A 21960-nucleotide genomic window follows, 5' to 3' on the forward strand; every position below is an offset into this window, starting at 1 on the left:
AAGCAGATCAAACCTAAACTCATATCTTCTAAGGTGACAATCACTTGCTTTTCTGGGATCTTCATCGACTTTGTTCCCCCCTTTGATCATATCCCTGTTGGTATTGACCTTGTGGTTTGCCCCCTTCAAAAAACGGCAACAGACGCATGGAATAACGGATCCGCTGTGATTGACCAGAACGGCTTATATAGTCGTGGTCTTTAGTGATATTTGTGATCATCACTTCTCCATGCATGAGAGCACTATAGCTGTCATTATTCAGCCAACGGATCATCTGAACCGGCTTGGCTCTTTTGATAGTGGTGGTGATGGCATCAGTATCATTGTGATGCTTATCATTCGCTTCATGGTAACAACCAAATAGCGAGAGAGAAAAACACTTTGCTTCAAGGCATCAATCACTAGGGGGATAAACCCCAAACTTATCAGCCAAATTAGAAAGGCAGTCAGTATTGCAATGAACAGGGTAAATGAACCCGTTCTATAGTGCATTAACCGTTCAGAGAGAAATTCTGGAATACGCCATACATTCATCTCATAGCGTAATACCCCCATGGCGAACAATAATCAAAAGACATCGGTAAAACGCACAAACACAGTACTAACATCAGGAAATTGCCAATGCCATATCAGCACTAAAGTAAAACCAACAGTATGACCACACCACTGCGCGCATTACCCTTAAATCATCAGTATGGCATCGTTAAAAGTAAATAACCAATAACAATCAATCCACGCAATGGAACAAGAAACCAAGTTCTTATTGAGATAAATATAAGAAAAACAAATAGTATCAGTATCGCTATTATAGCGAATACAGAGGATATGCGTATCAAGTAACTTTTTATATCATCAATGTACATTCATTGTTGAATCTAGTGACGACTAAGAAATTGCTCATACATGTCAATAACACAATGCCCCGCATCCTGTCAGTGCACGTGAGTTCACGAGTGGCATCAGCAAAATATATGTATAAAATTAGGCTCCTCTACTGGATTACCCAACACCCATCATTTATTTTGTACTTGTCCTTTAATATCTATAGGATGCTGCTGATAATCAATACCACTAGGATAAGATCCCTAGTTGATGAATGACCTGATAATACCCTTGAGCAATCCAATTTTGGATAAAAAGAGATTCATCACGCAATGAAGAAAAACTATCAATCTTGACCTTAATCAGCATATCTCCATCAACTGAACTTGTTTTCATCTTCGAAAACAGGCTGAATTTCGAAACGGCTGGTAATGACATTGAGAAAAATTGGGGATTAGACCCACCAGCTAAAGTCACGATACCAGCCTACATTACTGCCTTCAACTCTTAGTTTCACTGCATCGGTGAACCAGCAGAAATACGGTTAAAGTTTGGATTGAAATATTCAATAAAGTACTTACGAGATGAAGATGTTAACCCGCAAAAACCGATTGCTGCATGTAAAATATCACGGACATCTCGTATCACATCTGCAGCTTTCACCAGGTCATCAACATGACCTGTAGCGGCAGAATGAAGATCTTCCCTCACATACTCAATGAGAGAAATGAATGTTTTATTTCGATGAGGATATAGCAACACTTGAATGCTCTGCTCATCTTTAGAAGTAACAACATAGGATTCAGGGTCTAGCCAGTACCCTAATTGCGTACTCGATAGACATAGCACATTTCTTTAAGTAACAGAGATAAAAACGGCATTTCAAAAACCAACTATGAAGAACTGGTAGAAATGCTGGACTGCCTATGCGGATGGTTTATTGCCTCAAGAGTAATAAGTGATAGTATATATTATTCTTTTGATTGATCTCATGACTATTACAAGGCAATGTTTGACAGCAAAATAAAGCTATTGTAGATTCTTTGCCACTTGGTATATAGTGCAATTGTCCAGCCTTCTCAGTAAAAGTCCCACCACAACCATAAGTCAGTTGTGATAAACATCATATGGTTAATCCAATTCCTTGTACCAGCACATGAGACAAAGCTTGGATAGAGCCTAACTGTTCGATTAGATAAGGAAGCGAATAATAGTTCAAAAATGCGTTTTTGATTTGGTGAGCATCTAAAAACTGTTGCAGAATTTTATTATGCGATCAGTATATACTCTTATCGTGACCAGTTGTAATATAAACGAAATCTATACTGTAACGACAGCCTTCTTCCAAGAGAACATCCGTCTTATTATCTTGGTGAATATGGAAACTGATAGCTTTCCGTCAGACCTTCTTAATACAAATACCGGACGGTAAGTCTTGTGTGAGCTTTCGGTAAACCTAAGATAGTATTCATCTCACAAACAAAGTGATAAATAATCATTTTCTTTGATTGCTCTCCCATTATGCTCTGTCCGAGAAAAAATACCGTTCATATTACGATAACCTTGTTGAGTAACTTATTGATAAAAATTCGGTCCCTCACGAATAAGACTTACACTCTTAACTGTAGCATCACCAAATAAAGTAATCCGGCAAACTACACTATTACCCAATAAATGATCTGACTGATACACACTATGGGTACCAATCCTCCTCTCATTAGAATCACTCAATAAAATAATCAATGTTACCAGAAAATGGATAAACGCCATAAAGCGTGAACAAATTATTCGAGAACACTTATCCCACGAAGATCAATACTCAAAAGAACAACTGTAGAGTGAATCATGCTGTAAATCCGCCTATTAGAATAATTTGACTTTCATGAAATATTTTAGAAAGAACTTTATCAACTTTCTTGGCTTTTGATTGAAGACTGCAAAGTTTATGAAACGCTAACGATCTTTTTACAAAGGCAATATTGACAGATCCCAGCAGCTACAAAAAGTGCTAAAGCACTACAAATAACGGAAAGTGCAATAGTGTATAAATCAAACTTTAGAAAACTCGTCGATAGAAATCCTAATATTTGGCCAAAACCGTAAGTTAAGGTAGCTAACCCGAGCAGATTTATGCCATACGGTGCATACAAACGCTTAGTTAACGGCATAACTAAAGAAGTCGTCCCCATAAAGGTAAATCCAAACCCTATGCAACTAAGGACTATCAGTAGAGGAGATTGGCTAAATAATTGTCAATAATACATATCCTCCTTGAATAAGTAAACTGAGCGTTCGACAACGTAATACTCCATATCGATTTTCTCCCCATAACCAAATGAAACGGCTGAGAACAATAGCTATTCCAACAAACAACCATAAGTGGTTAGTGAATAGTTGAAAATTAAATGTTTTCGCCATCAAAGGAAGATATGTTGCGACAATGATATAACCGAACCCAGCAAGCACATAAAGCAGAACGAATTCCCACCAAACGATATTTTCGTGTGTCAATGACTTAATTAATAACAAATTGAGACGCATCAACACAACGTGGAAATAAAATAAACAATAAGAACAACAATACAATAGATATTGAGGCAGCTCAAAACCAAATATTTTTCGTATCTAATGAGCTACTCAAACCGATTATAACATACTCATCACCCAATAGAATACCAACTCTTACACTTTCACAGAGCGAAGCAATAACCCGTATATTGTGACTATGCTGTATAACCATAATAGAACAAAAAATCATCATTGCTGCACTTGCAATACCAGCAGAAAAGTGGATTAAGAAAACCAAATAAAACTTTATTGTTAACGCCACGGCAAAAATTAAGCGCACTCGTTACTATGGCTGTACCAGATAACATGTAGGAAGTACGAGATATATTCCCAAATCTGCAAAGCGAAAAAAACAGACACCCAACTAAATAACCACCACAATTAGCGCTCGCTATATAAGAAAGTTGATTAAAGCTAAACAATCCTTCATCCAATATAACTAGAAATACTAGTGTATAGAAAAACTGCCCAATCCCCAAACTTATAATAACCATACCGAATACAGCTATTTTTAAATAATGCAAATCCTGACGATCACTTTTTCCCCTCATGATTCTTTCTCTTAACTGAGCATTTTCTCATCCGTATTCTATTTCATCGTATTCGTAATTAACTTCATAGAATAAAAGAAAATCTGGTTATTTGTTTAGAAATCAGAGAAACAATTGAGCGATTATTGTCCATGTTACTGAAACAATTATATGTATTTTTTCATTTTGTACCCTGCACCATATATGCTCTTTATTCCACAATAAGTACTACACTATACATAAAAACCAGTAAATTTATCATGGTATGTGTATTCATTTCATAGGAATCTCTTTAAAAAATCACATTTTTATACATAATTTAGTTGATCATTTTTTATAAAAAATTACCGTCTGTAAACAGAACACAAAAAAGAAATCATGGTATAAAATATAATGTTCATATATCTCAGAGCCGTTATTATCATAATGACTCACAATATATTCTGATAAAACATCAAAAGCACAGTACATATCTTCAGTTTCTTAAAGCTATTATCTATCAAAATTGAGAAGCGTAAAATAAAAAACTATAATAAAAGCAGCATAACAGTGGGCGCTTTAAAGACTGCATAAAAAGATTTAAAACACTCTCTAAAAATTTAGAAAACGGCGAGCAAAGAATTCTGGATACAGCTCATTAAAAAAGTATGAAAATTATCGTATTATGTCTTATAAAATTGAAAGCGCTTTTAATGATCGGTACAAACTATCAAAAGTTTTTTTGATAATTACAATTTAGAAATACGACTCCAAATTTGGAATACATGATTTTAATTTTTTCAAATTTGAGAGCAGATATTTTAAGATAAGCAGGTAAATTTCAAAAGGATTGTAATCATACTACAATAACTCTCCATTTTATGTCTCTCAATTTTAATCTTATAAATTATGAAACGAATGATTTAATTATTAAAATAAAATGTAATCTACACGCATACAATTTATGAACTGTTATGAATGATAATTGTTTTGCATTTCATTTAAATGTTTACACGCGTCATAACATTTGCGTCATGATCTGCTTTTTTTTATGCTCTATTGATAAATAATAACTTCTATAAAAACTGATCACTTAAGTCATGCATAAAAGCGTGAAACCTTCAGAAGATTCATATAAAACAAATACATAACATATTAACTTTATTGTACTTTTATTTATAATGTAACTCCTAAGAATAGCTCTTGTAATTTGGCACATATCCAACCTCATAGGTATTATCACCAAATTCTTATACATTATTTACGGTATTTCTTACGCATCGTTAGGCTTGTTTTATTATACCCCCCCTTATTGCAAATTTCTCTCATTTTTTTCTATCTTGTGCTTCTTCCTTTTTCTTCTAATACTCAAACCCCTGTCATAATCTTTTAATCTGTCTCATTTCAAATTCCCTTGTCTCTAGATCACAGCATCACCGATAGAATAGTATAGAGTTTTAGAGTTTGTTAACCCCGCATAAAGTTTTTTAAGATTATATACACAAAAGCGGATGGCTTGATCACTGCACCCCTTCTGTTTCAGGTCTATCACATTTTGATTGAATTGTTCTCTTTATTTATCTCTTTTGTGAAACAACCCAATACCGCTTGCAAAAATATACCATCCTGATTCATTATGTAGCCATCGCACTACACCAGCAAGACATCTTAAAGATTTTTATAAAAAACTGATTGTATAAATCTCTCACGCCCAATCCGAGGATCTACTAGAAAAATTTTTGCATGCACTATCGAGGTTTTTCTTGCTCTAATCTTAAGTTTTTGTAGAAAAACCTCCTGTACAAGATCACAACAACCCAAAAGGTAAACACTGCAACGGTAATAACCATATGTGCAATTTTATATTTTATAAGCACACCGAAAAACATCATAAAATAGAAAATAAAAGTGATAATTTCCCAACAAAAATATAAATTAGATAATATATTTCAAGTTTTCCTCTTATAAAGAGGCATATATTTCATTGCCTATCATCTGATATATATAAGAAAATATATAGATATAATAATATCATCTGTTTAAAAAGTATAAATATATCTATATATAATAATGTTTACACTTTATAATTATAGGTAATACATATTATATACACATAATTTTTTCTGTTAAAAAAAATAAAAATTAGCACAAAATGTTTTATTATAACTAAAGTAAAATATATTTTGTTATTTTTAATAATATTTTTTTAATGTATATTTTCAATATAATAATATTCTATTGAATATGAATGAAAAGCACTGTAGATAAACTGAAATAGTTTATTCTAAAGAAGATCAAAGAAATTCAAAATAAGTATCTATTATCTATTTTTCTCATGAAATCAGTGGGGAGAATATTGGGGGCTTATTTCAAGGAAAATATCAATGTATAAGAGATCACTTTTATCCTACACAGCTGTAGCAACAATCATAATTTTTAATATCCAATGTAGTACACATGCTTTCGGAGGCACTCTAGTTTCAACCTATAAAATACTCAGTGACCGAAGTATCGATACGATTGAAATAATTAGAGGCGGCACCCTAAAAGCAAAAAGACTAACTCTAGGTGGGAATGATATACCTCTAACTCTAGACATACATAACTCTCTTATAGATGGAGAAAATCCAGATCAGAAAGCTGAAGGTGAACTCAATAACACCACTATTAAAGAAGCCACTAATGGCATTCGACTAAAGGGCTATAGCAGTATAACGGTGAATGATAGTTCTATAAACGTTACTGGAACTGGCGTAAAGTTAGAAAACGTTACAACATTTGACAACAGGCTAACTGATGTAAAGATATCAGGTTATAATGGAAGTCAAATCAATATGGGAGTATCTGTAAATTCAGGCATATTATCTTTGACTTATGTAACAGTTACTCAAGCAAAAAACGGTGTATTTTCAACAGGTGTTGGTCAACTGTACATAACAAAAGGAGAATATACAGTAAGCGATACAGCAGTGAAAGCTCAAGGCAACTCCACTATTTCATTACAAGATAGCGTTAAAATATCAGGTGCAACTGGACTACTTGCAGATGGTGGAAAAATTGCAATGGAAGGAGGTCGTATAAGGGGAGAAAATGAGTCAGTTATCTCCCAGAATGGTGGACATATTGATCTGACAGATGTTGCCGTCACATTAGTTCCAGATGAATTAAAAGTTTTGAGCAAATCGGAAACTCCTGAAAATGAAATGCCAGCAAACGAAATGAACGCTGCAATTCATGCAAATCGTGGAACAGTCACAATGACTGGAGGCTCTATTACAGCTCCTAAAGTTGCTGTTTTTCTCGAAAACAGTGAAAGTAGTAAAGACAATAAAAACAAGCTAGAAAATGTAAAGATATCGAGCGGTAAAGGTCAAGCCTTTATGGACGAGGGAATAAGAGCTAGGACAAACAGCACGCTCACTTTGAACAATGTAACTCTGTCGGAAACAAACAACGGAGTATGGGCCGATGATCACTCTGAAATAACAATAGCTGGGGGATCATTTTATGCAAAAAATAGAGGACTCTATGCGACCAACGGTAGCACGATTAAATTAGAAAACAGTGCTACAGTTACGTCGTCTGATGGTATTACCCTACTTGCAGACGGTTCAAAATCCAGTGTCATCATGACAGGAGGAGTAGTAAATGCAAAAGAAAGTGCCCTGCTTGCAAAAGACGGTGGATATATTGATCTCGAAAACGTTCTTGCAACCGCAGAAGTTTCTGGTTTACAGCTTCTTTCTCTCTCTGAAACTCATCAAAATAATTCAGGCAGTCTCAGCGATTCAATTGATCCACAGTCAAATGAGATCCATTTGACTGGTGCAACTCTTCAAGTTCAACATGGAACAGCGATTTGCATTGGTGCCTTTTCTAAAGAAAATCCTGAAAAAAGAAAAAACGATGAAAATAATACAGATCCTCTCATTGGTACCATCAATCTCAATAATTCGCACATCCGTGGTGATGTTTTGTTGGGAGATGATCTTGAAAAAGACAATGAATCTTTGAAAAATAAAGGATTATTGACAGAGAAAGAAGCTCAAGAAGTTCAAGCAATATCCAATGGCACCTTCATATTAACCGCCGATGGCTCTACTTTAGAAGGTAGAAGCAAAATTTCAGAAGATAAAACTGTCCATTTTGATCTGAGAAATGGTACAATATGGACCTTAAAAAACAGCACACAAGATAAAGATAATGACGGAAAACTCCTTGATATCGCTCAAAGGTCTCGTTCTGATATTTCTATGCTTGATCTGAGTGATAGCGCTATTGTTTTTAGTAAACCAACAGAAAATCATTACCACACACTGCATATAGGGTTTAAAAAATCAGAACAAATAGAGCCTGAACCGTCAGAAACTACAGAGGACAATAAAGAGAAGAGTATCTATAATGCCTCTGGCAATGCACAAATTCACTTCAATGCTGAATGGAGTGATGGTGCTGCGGTTGAACAACAAAAAACTGACCGACTTCTCATTCATGGAGATGTTTCAGGAACCACAGCAGTTTATGTTACAGGAAATTTTGACGGAAACAATATTAAGAAAAACACTTCTATTCCTAATAATATACGCGGTCTTTCTCTTATTCAAGTGTCTGGAAAAGCCGGAGAGGATTCTTTTAAATTGGTTAATGGCTATACCACGAAAAATGGATCACCAAATATGTATACGCTCTATGCCTATGGACCAGAATCAAGCCATGGCAAAGCCAATACTGAACAAAGCCTGTTTGAGGAAAAAGACTATAGTTTCTGGGACTTCCGTTTGCAACCTGAATTTCTTTTTCCAAAGCCTGGTTCAAAGCCGAATGTGCACGCTGTTGTTCCACAAATGGCAAGCTATTTGATCATGCCAAGTGCTCTCTTCTATACTGGATTAACTGATATGACTAAGCAAAATGCGCTGTTAGCTGATATGAGAGCATCAAGCTTAGGAAAAACAGAGCAAAGAAAGAATGCATTCTTCTTGTACACTTATGGAAGTACTGGTACATTATATTCTAAAAGTGGTCCTCGTAAATATGGTTACAGGGGTGCAAATATTCACTCTGCCGCTCTACAAGGGGGTGTTACATTAGCATTGCTAGAAGGACAAAGCACTACAACAAGTTTTGGTCTTGTGGGAACTTATAATAAACTGTCTTTTACCCCCAAAGATATGAAAGATGCCAGCAAGAGCACCGTCAATAAATGGTCCCTCACAGCCTATGGCAGTCTCCAACATAACAATGGTTTCTATGTCGATGCACTTTTATCTTATGGAATCCTAAAAGGAGATATCACCAATGCTATCATTGGGAAAACCGCAAAAGTAAAACATGCAAAGATGTGGAGCATCTCCACCACCATTGGAAAACAATTTGCAACCCATGTTGCAGGATTAACCTTTGAACCGCAAGTGCAGTTTGCTTATCAATACTTAGCGTTTAAAACCATTGAAGATGCTGATAAGTTCACAGTTGATATGAACAACCCTCATCAATGGTTAATCCGCATTGGTGGGCGTTTGACCAAAACCGTTCTGACCACTGAAAAAGGTCGTTCTCTTTCCTTCTACGGAAAATTAAATGCAATCAAAACCTTTGGTGATGATAAAGCAATCCACATTGATAAAGACTATCAGCTTGAATCTATGGGATCTTTCCTTGAAGGTGGAGTTGGCGTCCGTGCACAATTGTCTCAAAACATCTCACTTCATGGTGATGTTAATTATCAACAGAAGCTTCAAAAAGCTGGTATATCTGGAGCAAGTTTTTCTGGTGGAATACGCTATCAATTTTAAAGCAAAGCTTTAACAACAAGTGTAGTGTTATTCTGTACTTTAACACAAAGAACAACACCATAATATAAAGGGTAGCATATTAAGCTGCCCTTTTATATATTGAAGCCCTGCTCTCTTCTACTCAAAAGACCTGTTCTCTATTGTGTATAGGCAATGCATTGATTAACAATCATAATTAATCATTTTGTATGTTGAATAAAAACTCCGAACCCAAATCAGTAAAAGTACCTCTTATGAAAGAGACGCAATGCAAGGATTATAGCACCACCAAAAAGCTGGTAGATATAATGATGATGCGGACTTATAGCTGTACAATGGTAGTACTCAATGGCTTTTTGTCATCATAAAATTCACGAATACCATTGTGAAATGGGTTGAGAAACATTGATAACTGTCTCTTTAAAGAGACATATCATATTTATTATTTACTAATAAGAGGGTATTTTTACTTTATAAGTAAACTACATAGTGAATAACTTTGCTTAATAAAAATGTGTAAAAAGTTGAGGACAGATATATAGACACAAAACAGCTCCCTCCGTATGAATGCTGTAAATATTTTTTGACAAACTGCTTTTCTCTCCACCCTTTCCCAAGAGAGATCTTTCTTAACTACCATATTTTATTAGTTTTTTTCATAAATGCGCCAAATTGAACTCTCTGAAATTTATTTGTTTATTGCTTTGTATAACTATTTTAAAGGGTTTTCTTAAATTAATTTTTCGATTTATAGAAGACTTCTATATAATTCGTTTTGTTATTTACAATAAAAATATAATGATATAAAACTACCTTGGTACTTGCGCCATAGGGGGAGTGAAGTAAGCATCAAAGGCATACCAATAATAAAGGCATATCTATGTGTAAGAAATCTATTTATAAGAAAAACTTTTTGTTATGTACAATTGCTGGAACTTTGATTTTTTCTTATTCCCATCCAACTTATGCAAATATATCACCTCCTCAAATTTCTGAATCTATTACATTAAAAGAAGGAGAAGAATCCTTTGATAATGTTTTTGTACGTGATAAAGGTCCGGGAGTATCTGCCGTTGATAAAGCAGTTGTCACGATTACAAACGCAACAATACACACAGAATCAGGTGTCCTTTCTGCATCAAAAGGTGGACGCATTAATGCTAAAAAAATTGTAGCAAATACAATATACAAAGGTTTAGATACAACAAATGGTATTATTAATGTCAAAGATTCAATCATAACCGTCCAAAGGGGAGGAGGAGCAGGTATTGTTGTTTATGAAACCAAAGATTATCATATAAAAGAGGGGGAGACAGTCCTCAATAAAGTCGTTCTTAATAATACAAAACTTTTTGTAGAAGATGGTACTGGTATTCTGGGGCCATACTGTTCCAAGGCTGTCGCTGAGATTCAGCTTAAAAATTCAGAAATTCATGCGGACGTATTACTGAGAAATAAAACAAAACGTAGATATTATGATGACGACACCCTTCCTGTCACACTTTCCTTAACTGCAGACAATTCGATTATAGAAGGAAGGACGAGAACCTTAAAAATAAATACGACCGTTTTGAATTTGAACAACCACAGCAAATGGTATTTAAATGTAGCTAAAGAAGATGCCGATATTGATTTTAGTGTCTATAACTATGATCTCACTGACATTAAACAACGGGCGCTTTCCACCGTTTCAATATTAAACCTTAATAATAGCTCCATCATATTTAATGCGCCACATAAACTAGCAAAGGGCTATTATCAAACCCTCAGCGTAGGACGAACAGCTGAAGTCTCTAGACCGTCCGACAGCACACTTCCTAATATAGAGCCCCTTTATAAAGCAGTTTACAATGCAACCGGCAATGCAGAAATTCATTTTAATACCGAATGGAGTGATGGCCTACCAAAAGAACAACAAAAAACTGATCGTCTTCTTGTTCATGGTTCTGTATCAGGCACCACAGTTGTGCATATCAATGGCATTTTGAAAGATGAAACGTCCAATAAAGATAATTCTGTTCCCGCAAATATGCGTGGACTTTCACTTATTCAAGTGTCCGGAAAAGTGGATGAGAACGCTTTTAAACTCGCAAATGGCTATATCATCATGGGGGAATTACCTTACAAATATGTGCTCAATGCCTATGGACCAACATCAAGCCACGGAAAGGCAGATGAAAACCAAAGTCACTTGAAAGATGTATCTCAGGAATCAGAAGAAAACACCCTCAAAGACTACACAAAGTATACTATATCTGATAAAGTCGTTGTGGGTGTTCCAGAAGATGAAAACGCTGAGCAAAATCCATTGAGAGAAGATCAGAACTTTTGGGATTTCCGTTTACAAAGTGCCACTGTTGATGATGAAGGAAGAGTCAAGGCTCTTGTTCCTCAAGTAGCAAGCTATTTGGCCATGCCGAATGCTCTATTCTCTGTTGGTTTTGCGGATATAAGCAATCAAAATACATTATTAGACAGTATGTGGATACACAATGAGGAGAAGGATAATAAAAAGAAAGGGATTCTTTTGTCATCCTATGGCAATAAGATCACACTATATTCTAGCCGTACTCCATTGCAATATGGCTATAATGCTGATGTTCGCTATGCTGCCTTACAAGCAGGTATTATATTAGCAGCATTAGAAGAACAAAATGTAACGACAAGTTTTGGTCTTTTAGGAACATACGGAAAACTCGCTTTCACTCCAAAAGATATAGAAGATGTGAAAGAGAATAAGCTGGATAAATGGTCAATCGCTGCATATGGTAGCCTCCGCCATAACAGTGGCATTTCCGTCGATGCACTCTTTTCCTATGGAGCTCTCAAAGGAAATATTTCTACAGCACTCAGAGGAAATACTGCAGAATTAAATAACGCAAATACGTTGAGTGCTTCAGCAACGATCAAACAAAAGCTAGAAACCAATGCGAAAGGGTTGACCTTTGAACCACAAGCACAATTTGTTTATCAGCGTCTTGTTCTTGGTACCCTTTCAGATGTTGATGGCTTAAATGTCCATATAGGACATCCACACCAATGGTTCATTCGTCTTGGTGGATGTTTAATACAGAATATATCGACATCGAAAGAAAGCAAAGCCGTTTCCCTCTACGGAAAACTCAACGTAGTAAAAACTTTCAGTGATCATGGTAAAATACGCATTGGCGATACTTTCCACTTTGAATCTATGGGATCTTTCCTTGAAGGTGGAGTTGGCGTCCGTGCACAATTGTCTCAAAACATCTCACTTCATGGTGATGTTAATTATCAACAGAAGCTTCAAAAAGCTGGTATATCTGGAGCAAGTTTTTCTGGTGGAATACGCTATCAATTTTAAAGCAAAGCTTTAACAACAAGTGTAGTGTTATTCTGTACTTTAACACAAAGAACAACACCATAATATAAAGGGTAGCATATTAAGCTGCCCTTTTATATATTGAAGCCCTGCTCTCTTCTACTCAAAAGACCTGTTCTCTATTGTGTATAGGCAATGCATTGATTAACAATCATAATTAATCATTTTGTATGTTGAATAAAAACTCCGAACCCAAATCAGTAAAAGTACCTCTTATGAAAGAGACGCAATGCAAGGATTATAGCACCACCAAAAAGCTGGTAGATATAATGATGATGCGGACTTATAGCTGTACAATGGTAGTACTCAATGGCTTTTTGTCATCATAAAATTCACGAATACCATTGTGAAATGGGTTGAGAAACATTGATAACTGTCTCTTTAAAGAGACATATCATATTTATTATTTACTAATAAGAGGGTATTTTTACTTTATAAGTAAACTACATAGTGAATAACTTTGCTTAATAAAAATGTGTAAAAAGTTGAGGACAGATATATAGACACAAAACAGCTCCCTCCGTATGAATGCTGTAAATATTTTTTGACAAACTGCTTTTCTCTCCACCCTTTCCCAAGAGAGATCTTTCTTAACTACCATATTTTATTAGTTTTTTTCATAAATGCGCCAAATTGAACTCTCTGAAATTTATTTGTTTATTGCTTTGTATAACTATTTTAAAGGGTTTTCTTAAATTAATTTTTCGATTTATAGAAGACTTCTATATAATTCGTTTTGTTATTTACAATAAAAATATAATGATATAAAACTACCTTGGTACTTGCGCCATAGGGGGAGTGAAGTAAGCATCAAAGGCATACCAATAATAAAGGCATATCTATGTGTAAGAAATCTATTTATAAGAAAAACTTTTTGTTATGTACAATTGCTGGAACTTTGATTTTTTCTTATTCCCATCCAACTTATGCAAATACATCACCTCCTCAAATTTCTATGTTTCGGGCGTCTAAAGGAGAAGAAAAATCCTCTAATAACGTTTTTGTGCGTAATGTATTTACAACAGCGGTAGCTTATGAGGGCGGCGTTGGTATCATCACAAATTCAATATTGCGTTCTGATTCAGCTGTATTTTCTGCAACCACTCATGGGCGCATTCACGCTAAAAATATTATTGGAAAATCAAACTCTAAAGGTTTATTGATTGCAAATGGCAGAATCAATGTTGAAGATTCAATTATAACTGTCTCTGGACATCATAAAAGCTCTGGTATCGTTTTTGATCACATTATAGCTTCCAACCCCAAAGAGGGGGAAAAGGTTGTTAATCAAGTAACTTTTAACAATACAAAACTTCATGTAAAAAATGGTATTGGTATTTTAGGACCACACTACTCAGGTGTTGTTGCTGAGATTCACCTGAAAGATTCAGAAATTCGTGCTGACTTATTATTAAAAAATAAAACCGAAGAACGAGGCGCACAACCTGGTAAGCTTTCCTTAACGGCAGATCATTCAATTTTGGAAGGAAAAGTGAAAGCTTATCCCCAAAATACCACGATTTTTACTCTCAATAATAACAGCACATGGTACTTAAAGCTTAATCAATTTGACATGGACAAAGAAAGAGAAAATAAACTCTATCAAGTTGAAAAATTTTCTCATGTGGATCAACAAACATATTCTGTTGTTTCAATATTAAACCTTAATGATAGTTCTGTTATATTTAAAGAACCGCATACACAGAAAAAAGGCACCTACCAAATCCTCAGTATAGGACAAGTTTCTGAGACTTCCCAACCGCAAAAAAATGAAACTCCTAATGTTTCAGCCGTTTACAATGCAACCGGCAATGCAGAAATTCATTTTAATACTGAGTGGAGTGATGGTCTATCAAAAGAACAACAAAAAACTGACCGTCTTCTTGTTCGTGGTAATGTGTCAGGGACCACAACAGTTCGTTTTAACAATCTTCTCAAAGGTGATGAAGCCCCTGTAGAAGGTTCTGTTCCGTCAAATATGCGTGGGCTTTCACTCGTTCAAGTGTTTGGAGAAGTCAATGAGAATGCGTTCAGACTTGCAAATGGCTATACCACCATGGGTGGGTTGCCTTACAAATATGTGCTCAATGCCTATGGGCCCAGAGCGAGCCGTGGAGAAGCAAATACTGAACAAAGCCTTTTAGAAGATAATGAAAACTTTTGGGATTTTCGTTTACAAAGCGCTACTCTTGACCGTGAGTCAAAAGTTAAAGCTCTTGTACCACAAGTAGCGAGTTATTTGGTTATGCCGAATGCTTTATTCTCTGCTGGTTTTATTGATATCAACAATCAAAATACATTGTTAGATAATATACAAACAACGGAAATTGGGACAAAGAACAGAGTAAAAAGAGGCTTTTTCTTTTCCTCATATGGTAGTAAAATAGCATTATCTTCTGGTCGTAATCCTTTACAATATGGTTATGGTGCTAATATTCGCTATGCTGCCTTGCGAGCAGGTATTACATTAGCAACGCTAGAAGATCAAAATAGTGTCACAAGTTTTGGTTTTTTGGGCACATATGGAAAACTTGCTTTTACCCCAAAAGATATAGAAGGTGCTGCCAAAAGTATACTTGATAAATGGTCGTTTACAACCTTTGCAAGTATGAAGCATAATAGTGGAATGTATTTCAATGCACTCTTTTCTTACGGATCCATCAAGGGAAACATCGCCTCATCTTTCATTGGAAACACTGCAAAATTGGATAACACTGGTACATTCAAAGCATCGGCAGCCGTCGGACAAAAGCTAGAGACTGGTACGAAAGGTTTAATTTTTGAACCACAAGCACAACTTATTTATCAACGTCTCATGCTTAGCACTTTTTCTGATATTGATGGATTTAACGTCAACATGGGAACACCTCATCAATGGTTAGTGCGTATTGGTGGACGCTTAACACAAACGGCTCTTCCCATTAAAAATGGTGATCACATTTCTTTCTACGGGAAATTCAACATCATCAGAGTGTTTGATAAAAATAGTACGATAGAAATTGGTGATACTTTCCATCTTGATTCTATGGGAGCATCCGCTGAAGGTGGGCTTGGTGTAAATGCGCAGCTATCACAATGTCTCGCGCTTCATGCCGATGTTAATTATCAGCATAAGCTTCAAAAAGCTGGTGTATCTGGAGTGCAACTCTCTGCTGGTATGCGTTACCATTTTTAAACATCTTTGATTTTTATTTTTGAAGTGGAAGCAGCGTTGAAATGTTAACAGCGCTGCTTATTTTATGCTATCAAAAGTACTATGCACTAAATAATGAAATTGTATCAAAAAGTGAAATAATGTCTCTATGCGTAAAAAATGTAAATGATTAAACTTTTATCACTTTTCTGATTTTAATGAAGACTACTTACTCATACTCATCACGCATAAAATGAATACACATGCATAACCTTGACAGCCTATAAGCATTATGAAAACTGATACAAATCATATAATATATTGATTCATAATGATAATTTATTGTTTTTCGTAAAATTCTCTCATTTCAAATCTGTTTATCTTGAACCAATCAAAACCATTTCCTTGCACGTCGTAAGCAGGGCTGGCGTGTGAGTAGAAACTATAGAAAAAGGAATAAAGATGGCTCTTATGAACTTATCTTAGCAAGGATTGTCGCAACCCACGAGCTGGCAAATCAGTGTGATGGTGCCAGATTTCTTCTCTATAAGCGTAAAGATGGGGGCTCAATGGCTTTATCATTATACCATTCATACTCCACAGCATCTTTTAAAAGAAAATATGAGTTACCTAAAAACAATCAAATTCCATTAAAAGCAGTCATGAATACTTTATGAAATATGAAAAAATATTTCAAATATTGTACCAAAAATAACTCTTGATACGAATAAACAACTCCCCCGCTTAACCATTTTTTTGCATCTAGCTTTATGGTTTTCAAAAATATCTAAAGCAATATTTAAAAAAATGAAAACAATACATCAGACATATTCTCTTATCTATTATACTCTTTCTACGAGCAGTATCTCTCTCTTATAATATCATCCACGAAAGATATCATGAAAATCCATTAAAGAGTTTTATCTTTTCATATATAAAAAACCTACCCTCCTTCGATTTCCAGCTCTTAATATACCTACAAATTCATCGTGTTGACAAAAGATCCGGCACAAAACATTCACAAAAACTTTTTTGTTTTTCTAAAATGGTTTTTATCTGCGTATCAACTCCAATGATCGCACACAAGCTAATAGGTATATTTTTACATAGGTTTGAAATGAAAAACTTTTCAATATTTAAAACTATCATGAGACATGCAAAATGCATAAACTGTCTTTTTAATCAATATACTCCCAATAAAAATACCTCTCAAGTACAATCCGTAGATGAAGGGCTATCATGAAAATTGAAACACATTTTCAATTTTCAAAACACTGTACTCATAGCTTGAAATGGAACATACCTTCAATATATTCCACGATAATTGAATAAAAAATATAATGAATGAAATGTTTTTATTTGATAAAGAGGAGAAATGAAAAGTTCGGAATATATTCATATGAGAAAAAACTTTGCTACACAAAGTTTCGAGCAGTTTACTTTGCTTTTATCAGCTCCTATATCATACTTCTTACACAATGACAATGTCTCTATCGCCAAGTATAAGCGCTTTATCTGTACAATCGGTATGCAGTGAAAAAATAGCAAAAATTCTAAAGAATATGTACTTGTAATTATAACAGTTTCAATTTTTTTACATGTGAGACAAAACGAAAAAAACAGTCTATTTAACGAGAAATACCTAAAAACTGCCTTCTCAAAACCTCATATGTCTAAGGAAAATAAACGGTTTTCATCCGAAAATCTCGCTTAAATAGAGAACAATGCATACAATCTACCAGCGTAAATATGGTTGCTCAATCTAGAAAACATCAAGATATCTCCTTCTCTTCATCAGTTCCCATCACAAGTGCAATGCAATCACTTTCCCTGTCTATATTGCTAGAACCTAAAAAATAAAACACTGAATAACCGAAAGTATAACAGACAATAGATGCACAACCACCTCAATATAGATCAGATAAAGTTAATGTTCAAAATACTGAGACCATAACTACACAAAATGTTAAAACTCAAGGGAAAGATTTTTCTGTCTATACACAGGAGAGAAATTCAACTGCTAAAGCTATAAGAAACAATATCTGATATTGTTGCGTTCAATGCGTCAGATGATGGAACGATTGATGTGACAGAAATGACAGTCACAGTTGTTTTAACAGATTTACTCAACATAGATAGCATAATTAATCTTAAAGATTCCGCAGTAGACATTATAGGTGACTATGAAATGATTGGTCTTATTTTCAGGGATACCCCCGTAATTTACGCCTGAAAAACAGCTATCTTTTCCCATTATTGAAGAATAATAACAGGCATTAAAAACATTACCAATAAAATAACCCTAGAGAACACAAAGCTTTTCGTCAAAGACGGCTTTGGTGTTTTTTGAAAAACATGTAAATAGTGAAGTTATACTCGATAATTCAGAAGTTTAATATCCACGTTTTATTAAAAAACACACCTGCCAATACTCTTGTATTAACTGCAAATCATTCTACTTTAGAAAAGTAGGTAAGAACATTCAAAGACAATATAATAACTTTCAATCTTAAAAGCGATACAAAATGGCTTTTAAGAGGGCATAAACGCCAATAACAGTGATAAAAGATCTCTCTGACCATGTGCAATTTAGCAATGATGAATAATCATTCTCTAGCCTTTCATCACAAGTGATCAAAGATAACTCCATCATGTTTAAGAAACGAACAGCAAAACATTCCCAAACTTTATTTATAGGACATCCTCAATAGTAAGAAAATACTTCTTCCAAACGGAACAGCGATTTACCTTGCAAAAAGTACTGTTATTTAAACTCTCAATGGACTCCTTCAGTGATAGGATCAAGAACTGGACACATTCTCATTCATAGCGATGTATTAGAAACGACTGTAGTCTGCATCAGCTTCATAGAATAATAATAGTAACACAACAAATGGAGGCTCTATATAGGACGAAAAGATAAGCATAGGTCTAAAGAAACACATGAAATTTTCAGTCATTCAAATCTGTGAACTAATAAATGACAACGCCTTAAAATGAGTAGGCAATTATGTGATAATAAGCAATGTACCTTATAAATATATACTAATTGCCTATAGACTAAGACCTCCCCATCCTCATCAAAATCTCTTGGAAGAATGATTTCTGAGATTGTCAATCGTAACATACCTCTCTTAATAAGGAAAAAAATTAAGACGCTTTGACTATAAATGTCGAGCTATTTGGTTATACCTAACGCTTTATTTTCTGCTGAATTTTCCGATATAAACAATCAAAATCCGTTGTTAGACAATGTGCACACAACGGTATTAGAGTTAGGAATTTATAAAACACAAGGATTCTTCTTATCTTCCTAAAATAAAAGATTAATATTATTTTCCAACAATAACCTAGGACACTATGACTACAATGCTAATATAAGCTATATTGCCTTATAATGAAGCATCACTCAATCTATACTGAAGGGTAAAGATATTACAGACATACTTGGTATTTTAGAAACATATAGAAATCTTAATTTTTGCTCCCAAGAGTATGGGAAATGCTGAAAAAATAACACTTAATAAACAGTTCCTCACAGCTTATAGCTACCTCCAGCATAAAATGGTATATCTATAAACACACTATTTTTCTACAGTACTTTAAAGGAAAATATAACTACGGCTCTCACTAGAAATAATACAATTCTAGATGGCACAAAAATATGTAGTGCATCTGCTATGATTTGGGGAAAACGAGCAACCTATTATATTGGCTTCATCTTTGAGCTAAATGTGCAGTTCATTTATCAGCATCTCTTGCTCGATGTTATCTTAAATGCCCATAACTGAAAGATTGATATGAACAATCTATATCAGCGGTTGATACGGACTAGTGGTTACTTGACGTAACCCCCTACAACAGAACAGAAATATAATGTTCTTTCTTTGATAAAGTAAACTAAGTTACCAAGACCTTTTGTGATGGTAAAACAATAAAAGCTACTGATATATTTTCCCTTTCTCCTAACGGATCTTCCATTGAGTGTGGGTGGGTGGGATTAATGTCTATCTTCCTCGAAAGATCGCACTTCAAGGTGATGTTAGCTCGACAAAAGCTTCAAAAACCAATGTCACTGAAACCAGTTTTTTCTTAGTATACGCTATTATAATGAGAATAAAAACTTTTTATGTTTTTTTAAGACAAAAAGACAGCTTTTTATGCTGTCCTTTATTCATCTCGTTTCTACTTTTCAAAAAATTTATCAAAAACTCTCAATAAAACTACTCAGTGTTTAGAAAACACCCATCCAATCAAAAAATAGAAATCACGCCCTCCCCTTGTCCAAAATTCCTCTTTTTAAAGAAACGATCTTTTACTCTATAAATAAAAATTGCATAACTTATAAAGTTAAATATCTCAGTACAAAAAGAGGTTTAAAGATACACACCCACTAAGTACTCTTCTATCTTACTTAAATTATTTTCATCACTTAGAACGCTCAATATTGAAAAAACTCGCTTGCCAATCAGATCTCTGTTTCCTTGATACGAGAAGCTATTTTCATAGCTTGCGAAAGATCATTGATTGCTCCTAGATGTTCTTGCAACAGTTCACTATTATGGTGTAATTTTTTCTGTAGATCTGATAACAAGCTTTCAATTTCATTCTCAATATCTTCATTCATATAACGTTTTATATCACTTATAGATTTATTGAGATCACGTAAGCCCCGTATTTTGCATAAATTTATTTCTTCGTAATCTGGAATACCGCTGCTTTCCAACATAGAGCTTTCATACTCGACAACTTGCGCTAACCCTTTCACAGCAGCGACAAACTTTGTCATCGCCCAATCACGATCAATAAGATTATTATTAAGATTTTTTGCTTTTGAAGCAAAACTATCATCACCACATTGTATGACAGGCATTTTTATTTCCCCTTCAACAGTATTGTTCAATCTTTCTCTCTAATACAAGAAGATTAAACAGCTCCTCTTCAATGCTGATACACTAAGCTGGGTTTATTGCACCAAGATTGCTCTAATAACAGTACAAAAGCCCTTAAAAGTGTATATCTGTTCAACTTTCAACGTATCATATGAAATATTTCTGCTTCTCAACAACCCATTGACGTCGTATCAATTTACTAAAATACAATAAATGACCCAATCAATATGTAGTGGAGACAAAAAAACTCCTTACACGTCTTACTCTGGAAAGAAATGATAACGTGGTGGCACCAATAATATATAGCAAGCAACATACAGGACACAGCACGCAAAGCCTACAGGATATAAAAGCTTAAGTGCTTAAAGGCTCCAATACTTCATCCTCCATAACCTTTGGTTTTCTGTGCACCCCAAAGCCGCATATTCTGTATAAAAACACCGAAAATCTCTGACGTCTTAGAGAACTTACTCTCCCATCCGGAAAAGTTTCCTTTTCTCTCACGCTCCATTTCTCACAAACAGAACACAATAAAAAAGAGCATTCTCATGCACATATCAACCACATAGCAATATCAAAAAGACACACCCTTCCTTGCTAAACTGCTATAAATTTTCCTTTTTCAATTATCATTCGCTTTTCTTTGCAACGGGTGATTATATAGGATTTTTTAAATCCTTTCAAGAGGTTCTAAACAATCTAAAATTCTGTTATCTTTCCATCTCATAAATTCTTGTACCCTCCCGCCAATGTTTTCAGAATTTTATAGATAAAATCATCTTCTCGCATATGACTTCATTCAATAATGTATAAAAAATCATGCATCATTTCTTCATTTATATCGCTTCTTGATGATCACAAAAACCCAATAAAAAATAAAGAAATAATCTCTTTACGGAAAAAT

General features: G+C 34.6%; 11 protein-coding genes and 2 pseudogenes. 4 read left to right on the top strand and 9 right to left on the bottom strand.

What is annotated here, in order from left to right; translation table 11 throughout:
- Positions 1-61: 61 nt before the first annotated feature.
- From ABID23_RS03835 to ABID23_RS03870, 8 genes and pseudogenes are all read right to left on the bottom strand, one after another.
- Positions 62-316: pseudogene (locus ABID23_RS03835) on the bottom strand (phage tail protein); the annotation flags it as partial.
- Between the two features lie 755 nt (positions 317-1071).
- Positions 1072-1299: a hypothetical protein gene (locus ABID23_RS03840; protein ID WP_354189517.1), complete on the bottom strand. Its 228-nt coding sequence runs from the start codon at positions 1297-1299 to the stop codon at positions 1072-1074.
- Between the two features lie 36 nt (positions 1300-1335).
- Positions 1336-1671, bottom strand: coding sequence for a hypothetical protein (locus ABID23_RS03845; protein ID WP_354189519.1), 336 nt, complete (start codon positions 1669-1671; stop codon positions 1336-1338).
- A 726-nt stretch (positions 1672-2397) separates the two neighbouring features.
- On the bottom strand, positions 2398-2592 hold the full coding sequence (locus ABID23_RS03850) for a hypothetical protein (protein ID WP_354189521.1): 195 nt from the start codon (positions 2590-2592) through the stop codon (positions 2398-2400).
- A 173-nt stretch (positions 2593-2765) separates the two neighbouring features.
- Positions 2766-3056, bottom strand: a pseudogene (locus ABID23_RS03855) (YbfB/YjiJ family MFS transporter); the annotation flags it as partial.
- Between the two features lie 7 nt (positions 3057-3063).
- A complete protein-coding gene (locus tag ABID23_RS03860) occupies positions 3064-3363 on the bottom strand; it encodes a YbfB/YjiJ family MFS transporter (protein ID WP_354189523.1) in 300 nt (99 codons plus the stop codon).
- Between the two features lie 61 nt (positions 3364-3424).
- Positions 3425-3583 carry a hypothetical protein gene (locus ABID23_RS03865; RefSeq protein WP_354189525.1) on the bottom strand — a complete coding sequence of 53 codons (159 nt, stop codon included), beginning with the start codon at positions 3581-3583 and terminating at the stop codon, positions 3425-3427.
- Entirely contained in the window at positions 3546-3941 is a 396-nt protein-coding gene (locus tag ABID23_RS03870) for a YbfB/YjiJ family MFS transporter (RefSeq protein WP_354189527.1), read from the bottom strand. Before ABID23_RS03870 ends, ABID23_RS03865 begins: the two co-directional genes overlap by 38 nt.
- A 2342-nt stretch (positions 3942-6283) precedes the next feature.
- Here ABID23_RS03870 and ABID23_RS03875 point away from each other — a divergent pair.
- The 4 genes from ABID23_RS03875 (at position 6284) to ABID23_RS03890 (ending at position 16841) form a co-directional block, all read left to right on the top strand.
- The gene (locus ABID23_RS03875) at positions 6284-9694 is read left to right on the top strand and encodes an autotransporter outer membrane beta-barrel domain-containing protein (RefSeq protein WP_354189529.1); all 3411 of its coding nucleotides are present in this window, start codon (positions 6284-6286) and stop codon (positions 9692-9694) included.
- Between the two features lie 859 nt (positions 9695-10553).
- Positions 10554-13013, top strand: coding sequence for an autotransporter outer membrane beta-barrel domain-containing protein (locus ABID23_RS03880; protein ID WP_354189531.1), 2460 nt, complete (start codon positions 10554-10556; stop codon positions 13011-13013).
- A gap of 859 nt (positions 13014-13872) precedes the next feature.
- Positions 13873-16206, top strand: coding sequence for an autotransporter outer membrane beta-barrel domain-containing protein (locus tag ABID23_RS03885; protein WP_354189533.1), 2334 nt, complete (start codon positions 13873-13875; stop codon positions 16204-16206).
- A 389-nt stretch (positions 16207-16595) separates the two neighbouring features.
- Complete coding sequence (locus tag ABID23_RS03890) at positions 16596-16841, top strand: hypothetical protein (protein ID WP_354189535.1); 246 nt, start codon at positions 16596-16598, stop codon at positions 16839-16841.
- Between the two features lie 3791 nt (positions 16842-20632).
- On the opposite strand, the gene ABID23_RS03895 is transcribed toward ABID23_RS03890, so the two are convergent.
- On the bottom strand, positions 20633-21037 hold the full coding sequence (locus ABID23_RS03895) for a flagellar protein FlgN (RefSeq protein WP_354189614.1): 405 nt from the start codon (positions 21035-21037) through the stop codon (positions 20633-20635).
- Positions 21038-21960: the final 923 nt, after the last annotated feature.

This window comes from Bartonella silvatica (assembly GCF_040545155.1).
GTDB lineage: Bacteria > Pseudomonadota > Alphaproteobacteria > Rhizobiales > Rhizobiaceae > Bartonella > Bartonella silvatica.

Coding starts and splice junctions, on each gene's coding strand:
- ABID23_RS03850 (WP_354189521.1), bottom strand. CDS start 2,592: ATGGCGTTTATCCATTTTCTGGTAACATTGATTATTTTATTGAGTGAT.
- ABID23_RS03860 (WP_354189523.1), bottom strand. CDS start 3,363: ATGCGTCTCAATTTGTTATTAATTAAGTCATTGACACACGAAAATATC.
- ABID23_RS03865 (WP_354189525.1), bottom strand. CDS start 3,583: ATGATGATTTTTTGTTCTATTATGGTTATACAGCATAGTCACAATATA.
- ABID23_RS03870 (WP_354189527.1), bottom strand. CDS start 3,941: ATGAGGGGAAAAAGTGATCGTCAGGATTTGCATTATTTAAAAATAGCT.
- ABID23_RS03875 (WP_354189529.1), top strand. CDS start 6,284: ATGTATAAGAGATCACTTTTATCCTACACAGCTGTAGCAACAATCATA.
- ABID23_RS03880 (WP_354189531.1), top strand. CDS start 10,554: ATGTGTAAGAAATCTATTTATAAGAAAAACTTTTTGTTATGTACAATT.
- ABID23_RS03885 (WP_354189533.1), top strand. CDS start 13,873: ATGTGTAAGAAATCTATTTATAAGAAAAACTTTTTGTTATGTACAATT.
- ABID23_RS03895 (WP_354189614.1), bottom strand. CDS start 21,037: ATGCCTGTCATACAATGTGGTGATGATAGTTTTGCTTCAAAAGCAAAA.